Genomic DNA, 24873 nt, shown 5'->3' on the forward strand with positions numbered 1-24873 from the left:
TTGTTTTATATGTTATTGGTCGTCATGTATTTGTAGTTAAAAGTGAGGTACATATGGAAAACAAATCTATTTCCGAGTTTTTTGGTGATCGCCTCTCACAAGAGCGTACGAGGCTGGGCCTAACTCAGTCAAAGTTAGCTGAATTGATGCAAGTAAAACCTTTAACAGTTATTCAATATGAGAAAGGGATTACCAAGCCAAATTTAGCATCGATCTATAGACTTCAGGATGCAGGATTTAGGCTACAGTTCTTATTGTTTGGGCGAGAAAACGTGCCAAAACCTGGCGATTTACCCAGCGATACATTTGAACAGATTGTTAAAACGATTTCGTCCCTAGAGAACAAAATTGCTGACGGCGCTTTCCCACCTGAAGTTAAGTACCGTATGTTTCTAATTCTATTGGATCAGTACTTAGACGCACCTTCATTAAAAGCACTGTCTGAAAAAGATGTTATCTCATCGTTGGTGAAGATGTTATGAGAGAAATCGACCCAGAGAATTCGGAAGCAGCAATTAGAAAGCTAATTGAATCAATTGAAGAATTGAAACAGAAGTCAGGAAATCACTTCACACAAGAGAATTTTCTAGTTGAAGTCGAATCAATTTATTCAACGAAATTAAAAGCACGACCATTTTTACTAAAATTTTCGTTAAGGCTTTTTCATTTTCGATATTGGCTATACGGCCTCTACTTTCAAAATTGGAACTTTGGATCCAAAAGGGAATTAGAAGCTTCTAAGCAGAAATATTTTCGCTTAAAAATGGCATCGAAATATGGTGCAAGTTTGGACCAAGGCAATATTGATTGGTTAAAAAACGAAATTAGTCGGTTGGGTATGTGCCAATTCGACGCTGTTTTCCTAGTGTGGGCAGGTGTAATTCAACCTAGCAAACGGAAAATTGTATTCAACCATTGGGATAGGTTTTCATTTCTCTGTTTGATGCTACCGGTTTGCTTTTTAGCTCTCTTTACGGCAAGTGCGCTTTTTTGCAACTGCGTCAGCGGCGAAGGTAAATATTACTTTGCGACGATTTCGTTATTAGAGGGGTATGCACTAGTCAAATTATTTAAGGCTCAAAGCTATGATGTCTACCAAATTGCAATGAAGTACTACATCCCGACTGGCTGGCAATCCTCCCCGATTGACCGTGCAAGTATAGGTTGTTAAGTCGATTGACTTTATCTTCTCCTACTTCATTTTTTCAATGATACTTTTTCTTGACTTCGATGGTGTTCTGCATCCAGAGCCATGTTTCGATGATACGAAGTTGTTTTGTTTTCTTCCGAGACTTGAAAGCGTTTTGAGAGACTATCCTCAAATCAAAATTGTGATTAGTAGTACTTGGAGAGAATCACGATCGCTTCGCGAATTACAGAATTTTTTTTCAGTGGACATCGCGCAACGAGTAATCGGCGTGACTCCTTGTTGGCGTGATTATCCTGAATTATTTGAAGTGAATGGATATCAACGCCATACAGAGATTTTGACTTGGATACGATTTTCAGACGAGCCATGGGTAAAGTGGGTTGCAATCGATGACAAGGCTTTTCTCTTTAAACCCTTCCTAAAAAATTTGGTCCGAACAAAATCTTTAACTGGATTCGATGCTGCTGCGGAGAATCAGTTGCGTTTATTGACTGATGAAATTTAGAGCAAAAACATGCCAAAACCAATCATCGCGTTAGATGCGGATGGTGTTCTACTTGACTACCATGCCGCATATCGGCAGGCATGGTTCCGAGCATTTCAAGTTATGCCAGAAATCAAAGACAAAGACGCTTATTGGCCAATCGATCGCTGGGCTGTTTGTCAATTAACAGGTAAGGAGCTGCGACATTTCCGAAGTTTTTTTGATGAGCAGTTTTGGGGTACGATTCCCGCTATTTCTGGTGCGGTAGATGCTTGCAAAAGCTTAAAAGAAGCAGGATTTGATTTGATTTGCGTTAGTGCGATTGAATCGCGATTTCAGCAAAATAGATTGGAAAATTTGATCAATGAAGGTTTCCCAATTAGGTCTGTGATAGCGACTGATGGTAAAGATGGAGAAATCAGCCCAAAGGCGAAGTCACTGCGTGAGATCAATCCGGTGGTGTTTGTTGATGACTTTCTGCCTTATCATCGTGGTGTTCCATCAACCATTCACAAGGCGTTGATACTAAGGGAAACAAACGGTAGTCCAAACGTCGGAGACGAATTGAAATTAATCGATTCAACTCACAACGATTTGTCTACTTTTGTTGAATGTTGGCTCATCGATAAAAACTCAAAATAAAGTATTACCAAAATAATAATAAACCTAATTTCGTCACGTTCAAATTTCTAAACAGCGTATCAATTGTATTAGTTGAAGTTTGACTTGGTATTTGCTGTCCATTGACTGCTGGCTTAAACCTCAGCAGCTTCCAACTTTGAGTGCTTCGGGCTAGAGACATGATGCGAATCGTTAGATCCTATACTGCTGAGCCTCAGACTTACTTCAGAGCACCGCTCCAGGCACTTCGATTCCTCTATGAATTGCCTGATCTGATGGGTTAGTTGCACTGACTCGTTTTGACCGCCTTCCTTGAAGGAGCAGCACGAAGCCACATTAATCTATTATCGGAAACCGTTTCGCTGTGGTTTTCGCAGCCTTCTTTGCATCCCGTTTGGCCTTTTCCTCCTCGACGGCCTTCTGTTTTGCGAACTGGCGCACGCCTTCTGCAACGCCCTTGGGGACAAATACATATTTGAGCACTTCGTCTATGATCTCGGGGTGCATGGAAACCGGCGAGTTTAGAAACTTGACTGGTCCAAATGGAGCTGTAGGCGACTGTAGGGGCGGTCACGTGCCCAACCGCGTCAGCCAGCAAGTCGCCATTCGATTAACTGCTAACTGGCTCTTCCGGCTCAGGTCGCAGGCCAAATACATCTACCGCCTGTTCGAAGAGCTCAGCATCAATATCTGAATGTTCTGTTAGCAGAGACGCGAAAAATGCATAGACATCTGAGTCCGTAGCTATCCAACGAATTTGAGCATTGTCCACAGCCGCTTGAATCAAACGCTCAGCATCTGAGCGCCGTAGCGCGTTTCGAAAGTAATTAAGACGGGAAATCGCGGCATGAGTGGTGGTAAAAGACACACTGTCGACAAGCATATGCACAGCTGCTTCTTTTTCTGGATTGACCTCTTCGACAACTTCTTCTTGTGCAGAAAACTGAGGTGGCACCACGATTGGACCTAATTCCACAGAGTCTGGTTGTAGGGTAACAGGCGTCACAGGTGCGTCTACGGCACTATGCCTCGGCACGTGTTGAGTGATAGGCGCTTGAGCAACCATCTCATTATATTTCTTCAAAAACGCCCTGAGGTCGCTATATATGTGAAGATGCCCGCCCTTTCTGTCTCCCCATTCGCTCTCCAACGAAGGATGCGGTCTACCTTTATTTAGAAGCGAAGCATAGTCCCCATCTTTGGAAACTATATGAAGATCGCCCTCTGGCACTTCCTTCAACAATGTCTCCCAATTGTATTGATCGCCAACACTACCATTTTTCCCAGGTGGGTTTCCCTTCTGCATTCGCTGTAGCGCAGCTGCAAAAATGCCTTCGTCTTCAGGATATTTAATTGCCTTACCAAAAACAGCACGAATCAATCCGTCGGACGCAAGGGTCTCATTAGACGCATCGGCCAATGCAAGACTCGCAAGTTGACTCCGCAGCTTCTTTGCTAGCTCAATCGCAGCCACATATTCCGCGCACTGTGCGTAATGTTGCATGTGACGAGGTACAGCGGACGGAAGAGACTCTTTAATGAACTGATCATTTGCGGCTTTCAGCTTAGCTTCACGATTTCTAGCGAGCTCATTTATCACTTGCTGGGGAAGGTGAAGACAAATACCCGTGTCGTTAATCATGTCGATTAGTTGCACTAGTTCCTCCAAGCTGTCATCGGCGAAATGATAAAAGTTGAGGAGAACATTTGTGTCTATAAATAGGTGAATTATCAGCATAGAATTTGTCAATTTAAATACTACAAATAATTTCGATACAACGTGAATGCTTGGCTGCATCGCTTCCGCCCCACAAGTCCATGCGTATAATTTCGCTGATAGCTACTGGCCGAACAAGGATAGTCAGGCCAGCGGTCTAAGCTAGATTTGGCTTTATATTTCCTGTTGCCCTAGTGCGGTTTATATATCGGCAACCAGCGCCCCCATCTTGACACGCTGGTACAGGCCTGACCACTCTTCGTTAGCTGTCGGCGGCGACACGAAGGGCGCTACTTTTTTCCACCGACTATGGCACGCAATTCGCTCTCCTGCTTTTCGCCGCAAGTTAAATAGCGCAAGCTTTTCTACCGAATCAAGACCTTCGCGAACGCATCCGCTTAGTAGTGAAAAACTCAAAGAGACCGCACTCGAATCGCCGATTTCTTTTCGCACTAGTTCCGGCAGCGAGGCAAGGTACGCAAGGTCAGGAACAATCCGAAGCACAAAATCTCGAGCGTTATCACACTTTTTTGTTCTATTAGGAAGAGTACCGAATTTACATTCGATATCGTACAGTGTTCCGCCAGCTATCCAGAGCAATAGAATGGGCTCTAAACGATCCAGAGCGTAGAGCCCCCGCTGCTCATCATCAGTAAGCGTTGTGTACGGCTTTCCGAACAATGTTTCGAGTCCCTGTCCTCTGACTAAATGCGGGAACAAAGAAGCATTATTTCTAAACCAAACGAACAACCAGGAAATCCAACTGGCAATACTGTCTTGGCTCGGCGCCACATTGAAGTGCTGATGCAAAGAGCGTAGGGTTGTTGGCTCGACACCAAACTTAGCTCCAAGGCGGTCGGCCCAGTCTATCGTTTCTTGAGGGCCAGACAATTTCTTGCGGGCAATTAACGCCGATTGAATACGCGAAGAAATCCACGAAGCGTCACCAGCTCTATTGCGCATATATGCGTTAAAGGTCCTGGAAAGAAGCTCCTTTGCAGGAGCGTCAGGATCAGCAGCGTCGGCACCAAGGGGCAGCCTTCGTAAAAAATACTCGGACGCCTCACTCTCTTCGTTTCCTACCGAGTGAATTTGGTCGAGAATTGCCTCAAGCGGATCTTCGATTGCTAGACATTGGTCACTTTGTGAAAAAATTCCTTGTAGTTCAGTCCAGTGATCGTGTATCAGTCCATCTTCGTCGTTGAAGTGAACTACTTTACTTGGAATCACGAGCACGAATCCGTACGAATTTTCTCCAGCTCGGCCAGCTCGACCAGCAGCATTGAGAAGTTCGTGCGCCTCAAGGCGCTCGAGTTGATTCGCACCTTTATCAAATCGGCTGTCGCCGGCGATGAGGACAACTTGACTTGGGAGGTTCATACCCTGGGCAAGTGTCGAAGTCGCTGCCAACACATTAATCCCGTCACTTCTTTTGTATAGAGACTCATGCAAATGACGTTCGGATGGCAGCAGGCGCGCATGGTGGGGAAGTGCTGAAGACGCTACACGGAGGTCTTCAGTTAGCTCGACAAAAAGAGCTCTTGCCGTGCCCATTTCTTCTAACGCCAATTGGTAAAGAGCAGCTTCGCTTGGCGTCAGTTTCACTGAATAAAGCCCGATTCTATCTCTTGCAGACTCCGCTGTGCTGTTTGCATTCACTGTGGTCTGGCAAAAAACTAGCGTCTTAAGTGGCCGTTCTGCGGAATCGCCAATTGCAGCTGCTGCAATAGCAGAGGCTAATTGGTTTGCATTTGGAGTGAGCCTCCAGAACGAATTCAACGCGAGTGGAACTGGTTTGTCCAACAGACGAATTAAGGCGTAGTCGTTCCGATCTAACGTGTTCCAAGTTTGTTTGAGTCCAAAGAAGCCCTGTGGGTTAGCGAGCAATGTATTTTGGACAGCCTTTGGGGGATTCACCGCACTACTCGCAGCCCGAGCAATGCTCGCGGCCTTCTTAAGCGCGACTATTTCCGACGCGGCATATACGATGCAGCCTCGTACTTGCCGCGTCGGCTTCCAATTCATCGACAGCGATAAGCACGGTCTCTTCGTGATTGTTTGGAGCCAGCCTGCAAGATCGGCGGAGTTACTCATCATCGCCGATAGGAGCAGCAAATCTGCCTTCGGCGCAAACTGAAGCGCATTCAGCACACACAACATCGAGTCAACTGCTCGCTGCCCTCGTTCTGGCGTTGTAGCATGCAAAAGGTGGCACTCATCAAACACGACGAGGCCAACATTTCGAAAAAGTGCTGACTCAAATCCCATGAGCGTCAAGCACCTTTCAGGAGTCATGACAGTAATTGCCGGTAATGTGTCATCTTCGAATCCGAAGGGGTCGTCGCTTGCATGTTCACGCTCAACCTTGGCAGATGGAAAGGCGGCGTCAAGCGCACGGGCAGTCTGATCGACCAACGACAGGGTAGGTGCCAGAAAGACGACTTTCAGACTTGCGCTCAGTGTGGAGAGAATTTTGAGCTCAGAAAGAGTTGATTTTCCAGCACCAGTCGGAAAACTTATCGCCGACGAAACTCCCACATTCAGGTATCCATTTCGAATGGCGTCCAAATGGTTGGGCCAAAGATATGGGCGATTTCCCGCGATAATTGTTACGCCTGCTTCCCACCGGGCAGGGTCGCAGCCACTGGGCACTGGAATGTTTGCGACACTCGCCTCTGGAAAGTCCTGTGCTAAGCACTTAAAAAGTACCGCGAGATGGCGTGGACCCGAGAATAAACTATAAAAGGAGAAGTTATAGCCAGTTGGCATCGAGCTCATTGCCAACTCTTCAATTCTGGCAAACTCAGCGACGATTGACTGCTGGTCTAACTGGCCAAGCATTACCTGTGCAAATTTAGACAAGTTCCGATGGATCAGATGGTAGAGAGCACTACAAGCGCGCTCTGCGGGTGATTCATCGCTAGGATGTATAGCATACTCACCTGGTGTCCCAATTTTTGTTAGTTGACCTGAAGCAAAATGCCCAATGTCACGGATCAGGTGCCCTCTAACTCCATTTTCAGCCACCAAGAAACTATTTATTTCACGACTCATCTGCGAAGCGTCCGCGCTCGCACCTGCTATTAAAAATAGCAAAGTTGCGGAAATCTCAGGAGGAATTGAATTGATGCCAAGACGATTAGATACTTCCGTATCCATTATCAAGCGTCTAGCTTGGAGCAAAACGTAATGTGCAGTCCCAGCGACAAATGCCGCTGACTTTCTATCGATACGGTTTGGGCTTACTGAAATCAGGGCTTCCTGCGTATTGGCTAAGTGTAGAAGGAAGGAAATCTCATTCTGAACACCTTGCCTCAATCCTATGGAAGGATCTGGGGTAACCACATCTTCTGTTTTTTGTTGAGAGCCCATTTTTCGCAATCTCATTCGGGCTGCAACAATACTTGCGAAAATTCTGGTGAAGTCTTTGGGCAAGGCACTAAGGTCTAGCCCCTCAAGCGGGGGGGCATTTCTTATGAGATTCTCGGTTTCGGCATCGAACATTTGAGGTCGCGGTTAGGTGATACTTATTTTCTTAGCGTGCGCAATAGCGAGGTCAGCCAATGTCGCCATCCAAGGTCGTAAATCTTTTATGGGAAAAATTTCACCCCGTCTCCGTTCGACAGCCCCTTTCACAGAGGATGAATATCCCTTAAACAAGGAATTTCGTGACGCTAGCGTGTTCTTCTTTGTGGTGATACTAAGGCGATACCGCTTGGAGCTCTTCCACACAATCGCTGACACCGCTTGCGATGGATTTGGATGTTTTGATGCTGCAAGAATTCCCGCAGCAGCTTGGCTCATTCGACTTACCGCAGCACCGCTCTCAAAATCTTCGAATTCTGGCCAAACAAGGTCTCGTACGGTACTTCTTGCATTTATAGTTGCCTTGTCTTCAAAAATCACGGTTCCGGTCACTTTCTGATTAGCGTCCAAAATTATTTCTAGACCATCCAATCCTTTCTCCGCATGAATCATATGTGGGGCCGCAATGAGAGCATTCGGTGTGCGCTTGTGGGCAGCTAGCCAAGACATGATTTGGAACATCCAACCATCGCGATGGTCCGGTGATTTTCCAGCTTGTGTCAGCAGTTTGACTGCCTCTTTTACCGCGTCGGCATTGGTCGGCAATGGCGCTGCGCCAGCGAGGTGGAGAATGTTCGAGACATGGTAACTTTGTCCAACTGCTACCCACGCTATCCACTTGGCTAGTAGATCAACGTCGGTAATCGTCCATTCGCATCCTTCATATTCAGGATGGGCAGGAAATGGCGTTAATGTGATCGGCATAATTTTTTTCTTACCAGCAACGGGCGAAGCAAGACTCTAACCCATCTGCCCATCGTTGTCAGGTCTAGGATGGCCGTCAAACAACTTTCCCAAAATCCATAGATTCTGAAATTTCTCTTCGAGCTCTCCCGCTACTAAAGTATGCTATAGGAAAACAAAATCAAATGACATGGGCAGACGTGTAGTTTTCTCATTCCGTTTAGCCCTTTCGTGGACCAGTAAATGACCATCAACCCAGAGAAACCGACACTTATACAAATCTATATCGGGGAACCAATCCAGCACCGCTCGGACTATGACTGTCTGAGCGAGGTCTGCACCGCCTTGAGCCAAATGGGGCAATGGGCATATGTTTTTGCGAATTTCCATTTGGCTGATCGACAGGTCGATTTGGTGGTATTTACGGAAAAGACTACAGTCGTCATTGAAGCGAAAAGCTATTCATTCTCAGTACGAGGAGGAACGAATGGCCCTTGGGAACAGTATGGTCCATACGGCACCCGGAAAATTCGCAATGCGTACGAGCAGGCCTGGAACGTTAGAAATGCCCTCCGCGATGAAATCCAGCGAGGTTGCCAAACCGATGGTTACCCAAATGGGTTAGTCGTCATCACCCCCGAGATACCGAAAGGCTCAGTGCTAACCTCCAATTTCAAGGTGGTTATTGCAGGACTAAGCCAGGTTGGTTCAGAATTGGAGCGTCCTTCAGGGGCACTTTTGACTCAAGAGCAATGTGCGGCGCTCGCAATGCGGTTACGACTGGAACAAGTAGCAAGCGTTGCCGCAGCACTTGATGATCAAGTTCTCGCGGCCGAAAGAACACATCGAGTCTACACGGCCGCGTTCCGGGCTTTTCATACTCCACTAGCGGAAGGACTGGTAAAGGACGAATATACGTTCGATGACGCCAAGATTGGGCCAGAGACGGTCCAGTCGCTGGTACTTTCCAGCGAAAGCGGCATCTTCATTAAGGGTCCCTCCGGATGCGGAAAGTCGATGTTGGCCACTTTCTGTGCGGTGTCGTGCTTAGGTGTAGATTGCCTTCCAGTCTTTGTCAGCGGCGGAAGTTTCGAAGGCAATTTTCAGCGGCTCCTCGACAAGGAAGCGGCGTTACTAGGAATGCGATCGGCAAGTTGTATCACCAAAATGGCGCGAACTCTTGGCAGACGCTTGATCTTGTTCATGGATGGCTATAACGAATGCCCAGAAGGTCTGCAGCTCAATTTGACGAGAAGTCTCAGAGCGTTTTCGCTTCGTTATAACGCCAGCGTCGTTGTCAGCACACAGCAGGACATTGTTCGATGCGATCTTCTCGGAGCCCATACGGTATTTGTACACCGCCCGTCTGATGAGCTCAAAGCCAGTCTTGCGAAATTTACTGAAACTGATCCTACCGGAAATCTACACAGCCTCCTCGAAGTTACAACTTCTGGCTTAGAAGCCTCGCTCGCCGGACAAGTTGGAACTACTTTGCCGATTGGGTCGAGCAGGTTCGGGCTGTTCGACTCCTATGCGCGGATCAAACTTGGCACTGCCGCCAGTGAGGGCATTCGGCTCCTCACGTCAGTCGCGGAAAGGCTAGTCTATGGAGCCTGCTTCAGTCTGTCTGTCCGTGAATTTGACCGCCTTTGTGATACCGCCAACTTAGTGCACCTCGATGGACAGCAACTAGTGCAGTCCAAATTACTACATGTGCGGGGCGACAGAATTAGCTTTGTTCACGAGCTGTTTTTCGCTGCATTCTCCGCAGAAGCCGCTATTAGATCTGCAAAAGGAAATACTCAGAGAATCATAGACGCCCTCGAGTCACCTCGATTTTCCTCTTCGAAAGTATTCATTTTGGGAGCGGTGGACGATGACCGGGTCTTGCAAGACGTACTAAGCAATCTGAATGACCGAGACCTCCTCTCCGCTTGTTATCAAGGAGAGTGTGGAGCCACTGCACAATCTTTCGTTAAGAGGAAAATCACAGCTGTACTAGATGTCATGCTCTTGGAAGCAAAGGCTCTGGATTTTCATTTTATTGGCGAAGGACGGAATAGTGTAGAAATTAACCCTACCACACTCAATAGCGAGCTGAAAAATTTCAACGCATATATCAGCGCGATCGGGGATGGGTTAATGCGAGGACAGTATTTGAACGTCGTATTGTCGGCGTGCCAATATGTAGACAATGCAATCGTGAATTTTACGACCAACAATGAAGCTGAAACTAAAGCGATGAAGACGCCGCTTCGACACGAAATGTTCTCCGCAGCGTATGTCATGCATCGTGGAGCAGCTATTTCACAACTCGTCAATTTTATTCATAGCGGCGGGATGTCCTTTCGCTGGCAAGAGACACGCGAGTTTTCGCCTGCGATCCTAGAAGCATGGGATTGTGCACAATCAGTTGGGCAACATTACTTACTTATCGGACTGATGAGATTTACATCGCACAAACTTGAGACGGCACCATATGTGGCGCAACTGCTTCGCAATGTGAGAGCCCAACCTTATCATCTCCAGCTAGCCCTAATCGATTTCGCACAATATTTTCGTGATGCAGGGGAGCCACATCGCACGACGATTATAGCGTCGCTGGAGGCGATACTCGACAAGTTGGGTGTCATGATGAACTCAATTATTTTTGAAGCTCTCGGTAGATTAGGTGCGCTGGAAGAGGACGAACAGAACTATGCCTCTATCGTGCGCGACGAAATTCAAAATGCATTGGACAGCGAAGGTCGCGAGTCCGACTCTGCAGCTTGGGGACTTTTCTCATGGCAGTTTGACCATCCATTTGATGCGGTCTATTGGGACGAAATCCAGTCGTTGGACGAGTCGAGAAAGAAACAACTCTTCACAAAAGCATGTCGAGGGGCGACGGCGAACTACGTTTCGTTCCTGGGAATACTTATTCGTCAACTATCCAAATTCAACGATCATACTGTTGCGCCTACTATTGCACAGTGGACGGCTTTGCCGGACAAATCATGCTTCATGCCACAAGAGGCCGTGGAGGTGTTCGTTATTGCACATGAAGTTCTAGGAAGTTTGGGTGCCAAGCTTCCCGCCTCGAGGGGAAGTGCGATCAACGAAGCGGATAGTGCATTGTTGGCTTGCGGTGAACTCTTTTATTGGGCTAACCGCGCAGACGTTGAGAATGCCGAGATTTCTAATCATACTTTGGCTGCGAGATCGACTCTTTTGGAACGATGCCAGAACTCCGCAGCCGGCGCATTAAAACTTACGACTTCGGCGATGCTCTCCTCTGACGGGACGCCAAAGTCATTAGTCCAGAAGTATCCACTAACCTCATCCGAAATATGCCGAAACGCGCTAGAAAATCGAATTCAACAGGTCAGTTATTTTGAACGCGGTTTCAATTGCGATCCGGACAGCATCGCTTGCTTCGCCATCCAAGTATTAGGCGAAGTCGGCAACATTGACGACTTAGCGGCTCTTCGTGATCTGTCTGATAACAAGAATTGCGGCACGAATGCCCTTAGTGCTATCAGACGGATTGAAGAACGTCACCGTTTCCGTTCCAGTTCATTGTAGCCAACTCGAGGCGAGTGCTTCAGCTCTCTTGCTTTCATGTAAGTTGCATTGGCATTTTCGATAGTTGCTTGTTCAGTCGCTGCAGATTCGTCTTTCTTCGGTGCGCGACATGCTCATGTGGTTGTCCTCATTCGTAGAATCTTGTTTTTCGATTCCAGTGTATTACTCAAATCAGCGTTCATTCGCTTCAGTTCCTGTATTAATTTAAGGTTGGCAATCGAGATTTTTTCAACCCATTCTCACGCTCCAAAAGGAGCGCACGTAACTCTTTAGCCTGCTGTAACTAAAAAATGAAGCTGGAATGAAAATACTAAACTGTTGGCAAAACTAGCAGAACTCGACGCAAGCCAAGCTTGTTAGTTCAAGATAAGCCTCTAATACTGCCAATCCTCATAAGCCAAAGGCAATTTATTCAGCAAAGCACGACTCTCACGCCACTTCGGCAGAAATTTATCCATGTATTTGCGGAAGCGCTCATTGTGATGCCGTTCGAGCAAATGAACCAACTCGTGAACGAGAATGTATTCTAGACACTCAGGCGGTTTCTTCACTAGTTCAAGATTTAGCCAAATGCGTTTTGCCTCGATATTGCAGCTACCCCATTTAGTTTTCATCTTTCGAATACCGAATGCGTTTGGTCTTCGTTTAACGACGGGAGCCCAATGCTGAACTAGCTCATCGACCTTTAATTTAAGTTGTTCGCGATACCAGCTGTTCAACACCGCTAGCCGATTTTCAGTGGAAGTACCTGGTTGGACGTAAAGACGTAATTTTGTCTTCGCCTTTGTTTCAATGCGGTGTTTTCCATTGTCTTCAATGACCTCAAGACGATACGATCTACCCCAGAGATAATGACTTTCGCCATTGGTCATTTCACGCTCGGTTTGTCGTGGCTGCGCGTTGAAGTCGGCTTGTTGGCGTCGAATCCAGCCAAGCTTTGAGATAATGGCCAAACGGACGCGTTCATCCGTCACATGATGAGGTACTGCCACACGGACTTTTCCGTCTGGCGGCAAAACCGCAAGATGGAAATTTTTAATACTTTTACGTACGACTTGAATTTTCAATCCACTGATTACTAAAAAATCTTCTGTCGAACCCGTGTCAATAATTCTGCCCAAAATTCTTGCTTTCAAAAAATCTTATTGATATTCGCGCTGATTTTTTGCCAGCTCCAGCACCTTTGTGATATCCACATCGTAGCCCTCTAATTCTTGACGAATAGCATTCGCAACTTCGCGCTCTTTGAAACGATCACCTACCCAATCCGCTTTTTTGGTATAGCGAATGGCGGTATCGATCTTATTCGCCAAAATCTCGTCATTGTTCAAGTTGTCAAACAAAGCGCGCTTCGCCTGAGTATCAATACTGGAAGGATAAGGATTCTTGGTATCGCCCTGAGGCTTAATCACCTTGCGTGCCAAGGCTTTGATTTTCTCTAAATACTCTTGATAGCTGATTACTTGATTGCGTCGCTCCTCAATGATGGCATCGAGTAATTCCGACATCCGTTCATAGTATTTTGGATTCACTGGATTTTCATCGATGATCGTCTTACGCATGTTGTTTTCAATGGTTTCAGCCATCGCCTCAGGATCCTTTTTGATACCTTCGGGTAATCCATCTAAACCAGCGTCACCATTTTCAACGATTAACTGAATCAAACCTAGCTCTTCAAAATCAATCAGCTTTTCGCTACCTTCTGCGCGAATGTACATATCGAGCAAATGGCGCATGGCTGGTTCAAAGCGTTTCATGTCTAAGTAATCGCCACTTGCCAACTTCACTTCATCACGCATTTTTTCGTAATGAACGACATCTTGCTTTATTTGCTCAGCTTCTTCCCCACTAAACCCAGCTGTACGTAGCTCATTGGCGATATTAGCGTAGCTACGCAATAATTTGCTGACGGTCTTATACAGTGCGACACGCAATGCTTCGCGGTCTAACAAACTCTGCGGCTTACTCGTATCACCACAGAAATATGCAATGTAGTCTTTGGTATCGCGTGGCAGCATGACGGGCTCACACAAAGCTTTAACCGCCTCAAGCGCATCAGTTAGCTCAATCTTCGCCAACCCCAAGCGATCTTTTAATAAGCCAGCTACATCGTCTGCATCGTACCCATCGAGCGCATTTTCGGTATAGCTCTGAACTGCTTTATTCAAAGACTTAAACAAATCCTTGTAATCGACAATGTAGCCATAGTCCTTGTTATCACCATCTAATCGATTCACACGGCAAATCGCTTGGAATAAGTTATGGTCGGCCATGTGCTTATCGATGTACAAGTAGGTCGCTGATGGCGCATCAAAGCCAGTCAGAAGCTTATCAACAACGATGAGCAAGCGCATTTGTCCCGGCTCTTTGATAAACCGTTGTTTTACTTCTTTCTCAAAATCTTCTACTCGATTAACGGCGGCGTCTTCTGGCAGCTCAAAATAATCCGCGAGCATTTTTCGATAGGTATCGTACTTAAACAGTTTTTCTGTTAAACCTTCACCAGATTCTTCGCCTTTAATATCAGATGCAGTCGGTTTATAACTCGTGACGATCGCACATTTATCTTTAAAGTCAGTCTTGCTGAACATGTCATAGACTTTGCACGCTTGATAAACACTGGCACAAACCAACATGGCGTTACCGCGTCCATCCATCAAGCGCGGCTTAGTTTCCATATCCAGCAAGATGTCGTTCACAATCTGCTCAAGGCGGGATTTGCTCGACAACACCTTTTGCATGGTGCCCCATTTTTGTTTCAGCAGGGTTTTATTAAACGCTGTTAGTTCTCGCGTCTTGGCCTCAAACCATTCATCAACTTTCTTTTGAGAGGTAATGCTTTGGTCGATATCTCGCGCTTCATAGCGCAAATCCAAGACCACACCATCGTTGACAGCTTCATTGAACTTATAGGTATGAATGTAAGGGCCAAAAACTTCGAGCGATTTGCGTTTGTCTTTCTTGAGTAGCGGAGTTCCAGTAAAACCAATGAACAACGGTTCAGGCCCCTTGTCGCTAACCAAAATCGCCTTCATCGCATCATGTAACTTGCCTGATTGTGTGCGATGACATTCATCCACAAAAACAAATAAATTACCTTTTACTGAAAAATCTTTTGGGAGATTTTTTCGTAATTCTTCAATGTAGTCATCCGCTGAATTTTCATCCTCATCATCACCATGACGACCAAACTTGTGAACCAAGGAACACAGTAACCATGGATTAGGCTCATTGATACTCGCCATGAGATGCGCACCGCTTTGACTACGCTGTATCTCTTCATCGACACCCTTAAATACTTTTTCGATTTGCTCATCTAATTCGGTGCGATCCGTAATAATTAAGACGCGGGCATCCCTAACATTTTCACGTATCCATTTAGCCAGCCACACCATCGTCAAACTTTTGCCTGAACCTTGAGTATGCCAAATAATGCCGCCTTCACGACGCGCAATATGACGCTTAGCCTCTTGAATTCCAAAGTATTGATTATGACGACAGGTCTTTTTAACGCCGCTATCGAACACAATGTAGTCGTGGATGATTTCCAGAAAACGCTTTTTATTGCAAACCTGAGCAAGATGTCGTTGCAATGGATTTTCAAATTTCTGTGTGCTGTCTTCTTTCCACTCTAAGTAATGCTTCTCTGGTGTCTCAATCGTGCCGTAACGCAGGCCCTGAGTCTCGTTGCCGGCCATCACCAATTGCATCGTCGTGAAAAAATTGCGAATGAAATCTTTCTTTTGATTGTCTAGATTTTGACGAACGCCTTCGCTAAACGACACCGAAGAGCGCTTTAGCTCCAGCACCCCCAACGCAATACCATTCACGTATAAAACGATGTCAGGACGCTTTTTGTTTTCGCCTTTCACCGACACTTCTTCTGCAATAGCAAAATGATTGTTTTGAGGTTCCTCCCAATCAATCAGCCAAATGGTTTGCTTTACATCACCAGCGCCAGTTTTCTCTTTTACGCCATAACGCAGCAAGCGATAGACCTCTTTATTCGCATCGTATAGTTTCTTGCCTTCTCCTAAAGCAGCAGCGCTATCAAGGCGGCGAATTGCTTTCTCGATCAAAACTGGATCAATGCCTCGACTAGTAAGCCATGCACGCAAGTATTGAGGCTCAACATTGCGATTCGATTGGCGATCGTGCCAGTCACCTAAATAGTGATAGTCAAGTTCGGACTGAAAAAATTGAACGACTCGATTTTGAGTGTGCCGTTCTATTTGTCCCACGTTAGTCATTTTTTAGCTCCCTCAATGACTCGAAAAGAGAGGCTAGCTTGCTTATAGTCTGCGATGGTGTGTCGCAAACACCGTAGAAGCCTTCTTGAATGCCACTATCTGCCTTCATACGAACGAAAAATCCAGCAGATTCTAGAATCTTAGAGACATCATCGGAAAACGGGTTCTCATTACCATTTCTAAATGCGAGCTTATACTGATTTGATTCGTACCAAATAGTCAAACGATAGGAACATTTTTCGTGGTGAAACTGTTCAAAGAAAAGATTCGAGAGTTCATACGACGTCTTACTTGGAATATACCTAACTCTTTCAAACGGACTACAATTTACTTTTTCTGAGAGAAGTTTGAGTTCTAAGTATTTCGAAAAAAGTTCACTATGATAGTGATTTCTTTGTGATTCATGCAGCAGTACTATCTCGTGATTGTTGTGAACAATAAATCCTTGTCTGCACAAAGTAAAAAGCTGTGGCATCTCAATCAGTAGCATCCGCCATTCGTTGCCTTGAGACGTATTTAACGCTTTCGCACATATAACTTCCAATGCCCCCTTGACATCAACCGTACTGAAATCTGGATCATCAAACACTGCTTTTACAAAGCTTTGTTTTTGATCCCACAAAGGATCTTTGCCAATTGGGCGTAACAGTCTTTTCCAGCTATGATCACGATCAATATTATTTATGCCACGAGCACTCAAAAGATTAAATCTATCAACAGTAGTCCCATTCATGTAAAACCCTTTGGACAATACAGCACGCTCCCATGCGTAGTTGATATTACGGGAATCGGCAGCTATGAGAGAAAACACAGCTGATGAAGATTGCGCATAGAAGCAAAACTGCTTGAAATAATTGACATCGGAATCGCCCCAATCGGTACTGAAATGTTCGTTGTAATAGTCAACGATTCCGGAAAATTTCAAAATAAACCCGATTTGCCCCTCGAAATAAGGGTGGGCCTCAGTTTTAAGAATCTCTTGTTTCCAAGCTGGCGATTTTGTTAAAAGATGTGCTTTTATCTTTTCTTCGAGTATCTGCTCTTGGGTAAAACCTAAAACAACCACATTGCGTTTAAGCAGGGTATGGATGGGTTCCGCGTGTGCAATTAAATCTCGTAAACTTTTCAATGCCCTATAGTAATTATCTAGAGTATTAAAAGGCGTGTTCTCAGTTAGATTGAATATAACCCTCATCCAATCTAACAAGTGTTCATCCCGAAACCCTCTCGCAAGTAATTCATAAAAAGCATAGAACCGCAATTTTTCAGAATAATTTGTGGTGTTCGTGATAATTTTTTTAAATACCTTCTCTTCATCGTAGTAAGGATTAGTGTCAAGGTATTGCTTTATTTTGCCGTGACTACCTAGTAAATCCAACTGGGTTATAAGCTGAGCCAAATTACCCTGTGTCAGGCATCCTGCCCCCTCATATTCCATGAACGATAATCTTCTAACTACGCCTACTGAACCGAACATTTTGCTCTCTTGCCCGGTTTGTAACAAATGGCAATTGGCCAAAGCCATCGCAATAAAATTCATTAATTCATCGTCATAGGTATTATCGTCGGAGCTCTCATTCCTATAGTCCCAGAAAATATCCGCCCAATCAGTGTCAATTTTATGAATAAAATATTCGTATCCTCCAACAGGCAGATCTCGAAACTTCAATTTATAAACTGGCCATGGTCCTCCGAATGATTTCAGTTTCTTCTCAAGCCGAGCCTTAAAATTTTCAAAATGTGTTAGCGGTTTTCCGCGGGCGTTCATTTTTATATAAAGGTCATCTGTAAGATTAAACTCGTGCAGATTCAGAAAAAGAAAAGTGATGACCGGATTCTCTTCATCAACTAGACGTTCGAAAAAATCAGCACAGCCTTTAAATTTTTGATGGATAGCATCCAGCATATTGAGCATCGCGCGGATAGTTGGATCACCACTCCATGATAGGTAGAACCAACTCGCATCCTGGATAGTGGCGGAAATAATTTTCTCATTTCCATCATTGTTGCGCAGATATTCAAGATTCAGATCATGTTTTAACAAGGCATCGCAAAACTCTCTTGAGCTACTTCGAGTTTTATAAGTAAATCGAGACCGCCCATTGACGCCCAGTGCTGTGCGAAAGTACTCCGCCTTACCGGATATTTGCCCCAAATACCAATGTAGCAGGAAAAGCGTAGTTAATCGCTGCTGTCCGTCAAGCGGAATAAACCGACCAGAGATATCACCGCCGTCGATTAGGTTATCGGCCTCATTGAGAGCAACGCTTCCATAGACGAAATCGAGGTCTCGATGAGTTTTCCCCTCCTCCAAATAACTAAAGAGGGCTGTCAAAAAAGCCTCCCTAACGGCACTCTGTTTCTCTCGTCCTTGAGCATAGTCACGTTGAATAATGGGAATTTCTACTACTAGCTTTTTCTGAGTGAAGAGCTGAAAAAAACTTATGCGCTCGCCTGAATAAGCGAGAGATACCAGATCAGTCATTTCTTTCCCCTTGTTCAGGTAAATAGTCAAAAAGAATCTTAGCAATTGCAGCAAGATAATCATCCGCATCGGATTTCCTCCAATACCTCAGATCGGAAGATGTTTGACTATAAAACTTAAGAAATGCATTTTTTGTACAAATAGGGACAAAGATTCCACGCATGTCATTCTGAATAATTCGTGCTCGTTTTACGGGAAATAACGCGTTCTTATAACTACGATTTGTTCCGGCGTCTAATAATGCTAAATTCCGTAGTTCATTCATCCAAGGTATATCTTCTCCAACGTAATGTCTGTACACATCCTGGTAGAGGGTCGTGAATTCAACATCGTCTATTTTTACCTGAGCGCAAAGTTGATTAATCTTGTCAACGAACTGTTGAATTTTGGGTTCTTTGCAAAGGTCTCCAACCATGAAATATTCGCGCATGTCTACTAACCATGCTTCACGAGCTGGACCAGAAAGTGTTATGCCAGTTTGCGACTGAATATGTTCAATATCCCATTGCTCGTTTTTGAAACGATCAAACGGAAAACGAACGTCGGCCTCTTTGGTCGCTAGAAGTGTTTGAATGTTAAACAGTAACAATACCTTTTTTATCTGAGGCTTATCTTTATCGTACTCCAGTTCAGATAATTGGCAATTCACTTCCTTACGAATTTCGTCGCGCAGATAATTTTTAAAGGCCGTTTTAGTTAGAGCAACAAGTTCAGATTGAGCCTTCAATTTTGCAACGTTGCGCTCACAATCGACTAAAAAGCCGATCAAGTGGTACAGCTCCCTATCCCGAAACCATTGATCAAAAGTGAGGAAGTAGTTCTTAATTTTCATCCACAAATCATCAACATCTTTGTTGTTCATAAAATCAGCATTGAACTTATGAAATGTAAAGTAAGGCTCGTCCCCAGCTTTCTTATCTTGTATTAAATCGAATATGTATTCAATTCTTGTTTCGTATTTTTGCGCCGAAGCACCTTTGTAGATGAAGTGCCAAAAGGCTGGCTCCTGTAATTGTTTCTCTATGGCGTCCCACTCCGACGCAATCTGAATTTGCTTCAAACTTGCACGCTCTTCGGGAAAATGGCTGCGCCGCAAAAATAACGCCTTTACGAGTTCAGCGTTGGTCAACGGAATTTTTCCGATATTGATACGCGAAAACACGTCAATAGCATAATCATTATCTACGCACTCATCTGACAGGTCATACCAGATGACTTTGACTGACTGATTACCACCAGGCTTGGCTAACAACGTTGCAAGCAATTGATTGTTTTCGTTGTAATCTCGCTTGGAAAACCATTCAGCGACTACCTCATAGGCTCTAGCGATATGAAAAGAATCAATATCCTTAGTTTCGCACGATGGTTGGATGTCTTGCAAAACTGCCGCATTCCCCTCGCGTGTTTCATAGGTCATCGAATAAAGTGATTTTTTATAGGCCTCGTGCAGCTCTCTACGCAAATGCATTTTTTCTAGGTAATGCAGAATTACGTAAAGTGTAGTAAGCCGTTGTTGCCCATCAACCAATTCCCATCGTTCACCTCGTCTGGCCACAACAATAGGCTGAAGGCAATAGAATGCTGATTTATCAGCTGCCGACTGTTGGCTAAATTCCCAAATATCATCCAACAGCTCACTTACCTGAATAGAAGTCCACCGATAACCCCGTTGGTAGGATGGTATAAAAAATTGTTCGCCGAGTAATTCATAAATATTCTTTAGGCATAGATTTAAAGGAGTGGCTATTGCATTCATATGAGGCGCGTCTTTCCTGTCAATAATTCCTGCATCATGCCTTGTTTGATTTGTTGGGTTTTGTGTAGGCGTTGTTGTAGGGCTTCGATTTCTCTATCTATGTCAGACAGGACGTTGGCGATGGCAGTTTGCTCTTTTTCGTCTCTCGGTAATGGGATTCTAAAACTTGCCATATCTTTGTTCGTTATCTGATTAATTGTTGCACCCATTACTTCATTTATCTGGTCCTGAATAATATTCGATTGAAACTGATAAAAAACGAATCGACTATTCTTCGAGCGATAAATTGACATAAATGCGCCAAATGCGCACCCAGCAGTCTTCGCATCTATTAATGCACATTTTCCGATCAGCTGACGGCTACCATTTCGAACACATACGAGTACATCTGCTTCTCGAACAATGACCCGATCTGGAAGGACCATGTTGACAAAAACGTTGTTATCGAATGCCAATCGATTATTTTGTACATTTGATGATCGCAAAACTAACGTTCCAAAATCTGAAACATCATTAGGGCTATAAGTTAAACCGATGATTGTCTCTCCGATTTCGCCTAGGGAGGCCACTTCCCAATCCCCCGGAATTTCCCCCAGCTCGGTTTGTTTGCAGCCTGTGTTGAGCTGGTCGAATGGTGGTAAGCGTTTTTTACCGGTGAGGAGTTGTTGCATCGCGGCGGTTTTGATGGCGCTTTTTTTGTTGATGAATTTTTCTAAGGCGGCGATTAGGGCATCGATATCGGATAGCGCATTGGCGATGGCGGTTTGTTCTTGATGGCCCGGCATTTGAACAATTAGTGCTTTGATTTGCTTTACATTAACGCGTTTAAATGTTGTCCCAACCATGCAATCATCTAATTGATTCTTTATGGTGGAAAACGAAAAAAGCTCTTGCAAGAATACTGGTGAATCGTCCTTGTTCTTTCTTCGTAACAAACAAACATCCTGTCCCATAGCGAACTCAGGATGCCAATCCATAACCTGTGCAACTTCACCAACGGTGGCGTTTCGACTTAAGAGAAGATCACCGGTCTCAAGTTTCCTTCCTCCATCGGTTAACAATTTAAAGAACTCATAGGTGGTTTGTTTTGCATCTGTTAGGTCGACAAACCGACTTTGCACTTCCTGGATACTTGCTAATGGGTAGCCGTTTGGAACAAACTTAGCGGTAACATGCTTGCAATCAGTTACGTTCCAAAAATTATCGAGACTTCCAATTCTCCAACTTTCAGGAATAACCCCAACCTCCGTCTGCTTATAACCAGCCGGTATCAATTGCTTTTCCATCGCGTTCACCATACCAAGCCCATTTTTTTCAAATGGACATCCACTTTTCTGCTGAGACTTGCAACTTCATCGATAAAACTAGGCATGGGTGTACAGTAACGCTCTTCCAAGGTTTTGACGCGATTCGCGAGTTGTTGGGTGATGCGTTCGATTTCCGCAATGATGCTGGCTTGCAGACTCGCTAGCCATTTATCATCGACGATGAGTTGTTTAATATCTTCAACGCTGAGTTTCGGGTATTTGGTAAACACTAAAGTATCCAATTCGTCTTGCGCGTCTTTGACGGTTTTCTTGTGTTCTGCTTCTGTTTCTATCAGGTCTTTGACTTTTTTCAGCGCAGCAATTTCATCTTTGTCTGTCGCGATTTTTAAACGTGCGGCAACGCTAGCTTTATTGACTTTGCCAGCGTCATTCATTGCTTCGGCGAGCAAGCCATCTTCGACCGCGTGTTCTTCGATATAGGCTTCCAAGCTTTGCGTACTGGCATCGCATTCGCTTTGTAGAGCGTCGATTGCGCTTTGTTGCGCTTGGAAAAAACGTGCAACGATTAAAGCCGGTGGAATCAATTCAGCTTTATATTTAGTTCTGCCGATGATCAGATCTGGTGTTTCTTTGGATTTGGCATTGCCATCAGCGCTTTTCATGTTCAGCAATTCGCGTAATTGCTTGCCCGCTTGCCAGTCGTCTTGCGTGATGACGTAGACATCGTCCTGCATGAGCTCCGCCCAATAATCCATGATGATTTGGTAGATGTCGTATTTATCCAGCAGCGGTGATTCAGCAAAGGCACTCAACAAACTTTCTGAAATGCGATGGATAATTTCTTTAGGGCTGTCGTGTTTGCCATCGGCAGCGGTTTTTAAATCGCGCAAATTGGCTTGATTTTTCCAGACGTGAAATAGATCAATCGCCGTTTGTGCGAAGGCTTTAAATTCTGCATGATTTAGAATCGTCGATTTCACGGCATGCGCATCGACCAATGCTTTGCTATAACCAGCGCGATCTGGCGCAAATAGCGCAGCGCGTACACTAGGAAAAGCTTGCCAGAAATGTTGCAAGGCATCGATATCGCGGTTGGGGATGCCGCCCTGTAAATGGGCACTGAGATCATGCAAATCTTCTGGTTCGCTCGAATCAATGTAACGTGGGATATTGAGGTTGTAATCGTTGGACTCAATTTCTTTGATGCTGACTTTGCGGCTGAAGCGATCTAACTCAAGTTGCTTGGTGAATACATCCACCACCTTATGAATGTCTTGACTACGCAGACGATTTTTATTGCCGTCTTTCATAAAGCCTTTGCTGGCGTCCATCATAAAGATTTCTTTGCGCGTCGCTGCTTCGGCTTTATCCAAAACGATAATACAAGCAGGAATGCTTGTGCCATAGAACAGGTTGGCGGGTAAGCCGATGATGCCTTTGATATAGCCTTGTTTAATCAAGTTAGTGCGTATTCGTGCTTCGGCATTGCCACGGAATAGAACACCATGCGGCAAAATCACTGCGCCTTTGCCTGTGCTTTTGAGTGACTTGAGAATATGCAGCAAAAAGGCATAGTCACCGTTTTTGTCGGGTGGTGTGCCGTATTCAAAACGACGAAATTCGTCGTCATTGATATTGATGCCGTTGCTCCAACTCTTGACTGAAAACGGTGGATTGGCAACCGCAAAATCAAAACCCTTTAAGCTGCCATCATCGTTTTTCCAATAGGGATTGGCGAGCGTATTGTCTTGCCAAATTTTGGCAGTGACGTTGTCATGCAAGATCATGTTCATGCGAGCTAAGGCGCTGGTCGCATTGTCCATCTCTTGCCCAAAGATGGTGAGGCCACGCGGCGCTTCATCGCTTGCTTTTAACAAGAGAGAGCCGGAACCACAGGCGGGGTCATACACGGTGGCATCTTGTGGTGTATCGCTGGTAATGCCAACCACTTTGGAAACGATGCGAGAGACTTCCGCTGGTGTATAGAACTGACCTTTTGATTTGCCGGAATCTGTCGCGAAGTGGCGCATCAAATATTCATATGCGTCACCGAGCAAATCATCACCATCGGCTTTGTTGCTCGCCAAATCTAAGCCTTGAAAAATACCCACCAATTTGGTGAGTCTATCCACCATGTCTTTGCCTTTGCCGAGTTTATCTTCATCGTTGAAGTCGGCAAGGTCAATCACACCTTTTAAGTCATTGGCTTCAGCAAGTTTGCTGATGATCTTATTGATTTCTTCGCCTATGTTCTTATCGTTTTTTAAGGCGACCATGGCGTTGTAATCAGCGCCTTCAGGCACTTCAATCAAACCGTGAGGGTCTTTGGCGTATTTGTCGGATACGTACTTCATGAACAGCAAGGTAAGTACGTAATCTTTGTATTGGCTGGCGTCCATGCCACCACGCAGTTCGTCGCAGCTGGCCCATAGGGAGGAATAGAGCTCTGTCTTTTTGATTGCCATTGGGCTTCCTGAATGTATTCAAAGGTCCCAGAGGCCCATGAATTTTGAAATTACAAATTCTGTCAAATTCATCTTCGCGAAAATTTTTATTCTTTGCGCTCGCGCTAGAGGGGGAACATTACCAGATTCTGGTGCTTTTAGGCATCAAATGCTAGGTAAAGTTCAGTCGTTTAGTGAGGAAAATCAATGCATCAGCGCGACTAAGACTGCGACGCTATCCATCGACTTGAGGGTCTCATTTATGATGGGTGAGTTTTAGTTGCAGCATAAGCAGCAACATCGACTCTCTTTATTGGAAAGTGAAAATTTTTTACATGTAATTTTTGGGATTCTTTTAAATGAAAACCTTAGAGCTGTGTGACGATAGTTTTGATTAAATACAAGCGGTGATGTAAGTGGCATTTGACTCATGCTCATGAGTCCCATTGCTGGACTTGATTTTGTTTACATGTAAATGAAATCAACTTATGAGTTGGCCTAAATTTCCGGCATCTCATTGAACAACTTTTTATATCCACTAAAGTATATGCATTCAAAAAATTGTGCTCGCTAAATATGCTTGTTGTAAGCGCGCAAATTGAGGCTCCTAGAAAAAATAGAAAAGCACACCCTGGATTAAGTACCTAATTGAATCCACCCATCAAAATTTGACCAAGAGCATTTGGAAGTGGTTAGAATCTCCGATATGTCAGACGACATTGTTCCAAAGTGTATGAGACACATCCCTCGTTTAGATTAAACCAAGATGGCTGCTATTTCTACATTTAGATTTTCAAGGCTTCACCCGTTTGAAGCCACACTTTTCCTATCGATTCCAGACAGGGCAGTTGCTTTCACGATGCCA

The 24873-nt window shown here is 44.9% G+C and carries 14 protein-coding genes; 5 read left to right on the top strand and 9 right to left on the bottom strand.

Translation table 11 applies throughout. The features are described from left to right. Positions 1-53 precede the first annotated feature (53 nt). The 4 genes from ACO0KZ_RS05530 to ACO0KZ_RS05545 all read left to right on the top strand — a co-directional run bounded on the left by ACO0KZ_RS05530 (position 54) and on the right by ACO0KZ_RS05545 (position 2276). Positions 54-482 (top strand): helix-turn-helix domain-containing protein, encoded by a 429-nt coding sequence (locus ACO0KZ_RS05530; RefSeq protein WP_422993564.1) that lies wholly within the window; start codon positions 54-56, stop codon positions 480-482. Further along, positions 479-1171 (top strand): hypothetical protein, encoded by a 693-nt coding sequence (locus ACO0KZ_RS05535; RefSeq protein ID WP_422993566.1) that lies wholly within the window; start codon positions 479-481, stop codon positions 1169-1171. The genes ACO0KZ_RS05530 and ACO0KZ_RS05535 overlap by 4 nt, the downstream gene beginning before the upstream one ends. A gap of 37 nt (positions 1172-1208) precedes the next feature. After that, positions 1209-1655, top strand: a complete 447-nt coding sequence (locus ACO0KZ_RS05540; protein ID WP_422993568.1) for an HAD domain-containing protein — start codon at positions 1209-1211, stop codon at positions 1653-1655. Positions 1656-1757: 102 nt separating this feature from the next. After that, positions 1758-2276 (top strand): HAD family hydrolase, encoded by a 519-nt coding sequence (locus tag ACO0KZ_RS05545; RefSeq protein ID WP_422993570.1) that lies wholly within the window; start codon positions 1758-1760, stop codon positions 2274-2276. A gap of 589 nt (positions 2277-2865) precedes the next feature. Here ACO0KZ_RS05545 and ACO0KZ_RS05550 read toward each other — a convergent pair. The 3 genes from ACO0KZ_RS05550 to ACO0KZ_RS05560 all read right to left on the bottom strand — a co-directional run bounded on the left by ACO0KZ_RS05550 (position 2866) and on the right by ACO0KZ_RS05560 (position 8262). Further along, a complete protein-coding gene (locus ACO0KZ_RS05550) occupies positions 2866-4053 on the bottom strand; it encodes a PIN domain-containing protein (RefSeq protein ID WP_422993572.1) in 1188 nt (395 codons plus the stop codon). A 120-nt stretch (positions 4054-4173) separates the two neighbouring features. Continuing rightward, positions 4174-7476 carry a DEAD/DEAH box helicase gene (locus ACO0KZ_RS05555; RefSeq protein WP_422993573.1) on the bottom strand — a complete coding sequence of 1101 codons (3303 nt, stop codon included), beginning with the start codon at positions 7474-7476 and terminating at the stop codon, positions 4174-4176. Positions 7477-7488: 12 nt separating this feature from the next. Next, the gene (locus tag ACO0KZ_RS05560) at positions 7489-8262 is read right to left on the bottom strand and encodes a hypothetical protein (RefSeq protein ID WP_422993575.1); all 774 of its coding nucleotides are present in this window, start codon (positions 8260-8262) and stop codon (positions 7489-7491) included. A gap of 222 nt (positions 8263-8484) precedes the next feature. Between ACO0KZ_RS05560 and ACO0KZ_RS05565 the strand changes: the two genes are divergently transcribed. Continuing rightward, positions 8485-11805 (top strand): NERD domain-containing protein, encoded by a 3321-nt coding sequence (locus ACO0KZ_RS05565; RefSeq protein WP_422993577.1) that lies wholly within the window; start codon positions 8485-8487, stop codon positions 11803-11805. A 374-nt stretch (positions 11806-12179) separates the two neighbouring features. Here ACO0KZ_RS05565 and ACO0KZ_RS05570 read toward each other — a convergent pair whose 3' ends face one another. From ACO0KZ_RS05570 to ACO0KZ_RS05595, 6 genes are read right to left on the bottom strand one after another with little or no spacing between them, the layout of a single operon-like run. Then, positions 12180-12941 (bottom strand): M48 family metallopeptidase, encoded by a 762-nt coding sequence (locus tag ACO0KZ_RS05570; RefSeq protein ID WP_422993579.1) that lies wholly within the window; start codon positions 12939-12941, stop codon positions 12180-12182. 6 nt (positions 12942-12947) lie between these two features. Further along, the gene (locus ACO0KZ_RS05575; RefSeq protein WP_422993581.1) at positions 12948-16055 is read right to left on the bottom strand and encodes a type I restriction endonuclease subunit R; all 3108 of its coding nucleotides are present in this window, start codon (positions 16053-16055) and stop codon (positions 12948-12950) included. After that, complete coding sequence (locus tag ACO0KZ_RS05580; protein WP_422993583.1) at positions 16048-18540, bottom strand: DUF262 domain-containing protein; 2493 nt, start codon at positions 18538-18540, stop codon at positions 16048-16050. Before ACO0KZ_RS05580 ends, ACO0KZ_RS05575 begins: the two co-directional genes overlap by 8 nt. Beyond that, positions 18533-20296: a DUF262 domain-containing protein gene (locus ACO0KZ_RS05585; RefSeq protein ID WP_422993585.1), complete on the bottom strand. Its 1764-nt coding sequence runs from the start codon at positions 20294-20296 to the stop codon at positions 18533-18535. Before ACO0KZ_RS05585 ends, ACO0KZ_RS05580 begins: the two co-directional genes overlap by 8 nt. After that, positions 20293-21582: a restriction endonuclease subunit S gene (locus ACO0KZ_RS05590; protein WP_422993587.1), complete on the bottom strand. Its 1290-nt coding sequence runs from the start codon at positions 21580-21582 to the stop codon at positions 20293-20295. The genes ACO0KZ_RS05585 and ACO0KZ_RS05590 overlap by 4 nt, the downstream gene beginning before the upstream one ends. A gap of 5 nt (positions 21583-21587) precedes the next feature. After that, positions 21588-24029: a type I restriction-modification system subunit M gene (locus ACO0KZ_RS05595; protein WP_422993589.1), complete on the bottom strand. Its 2442-nt coding sequence runs from the start codon at positions 24027-24029 to the stop codon at positions 21588-21590. Positions 24030-24873 lie beyond the last annotated feature (844 nt).

Source organism: Undibacterium sp. Di24W (assembly GCF_049340325.1).
In the GTDB taxonomy this organism is placed as follows: Bacteria; Pseudomonadota; Gammaproteobacteria; order Burkholderiales; family Burkholderiaceae_D; genus Undibacterium.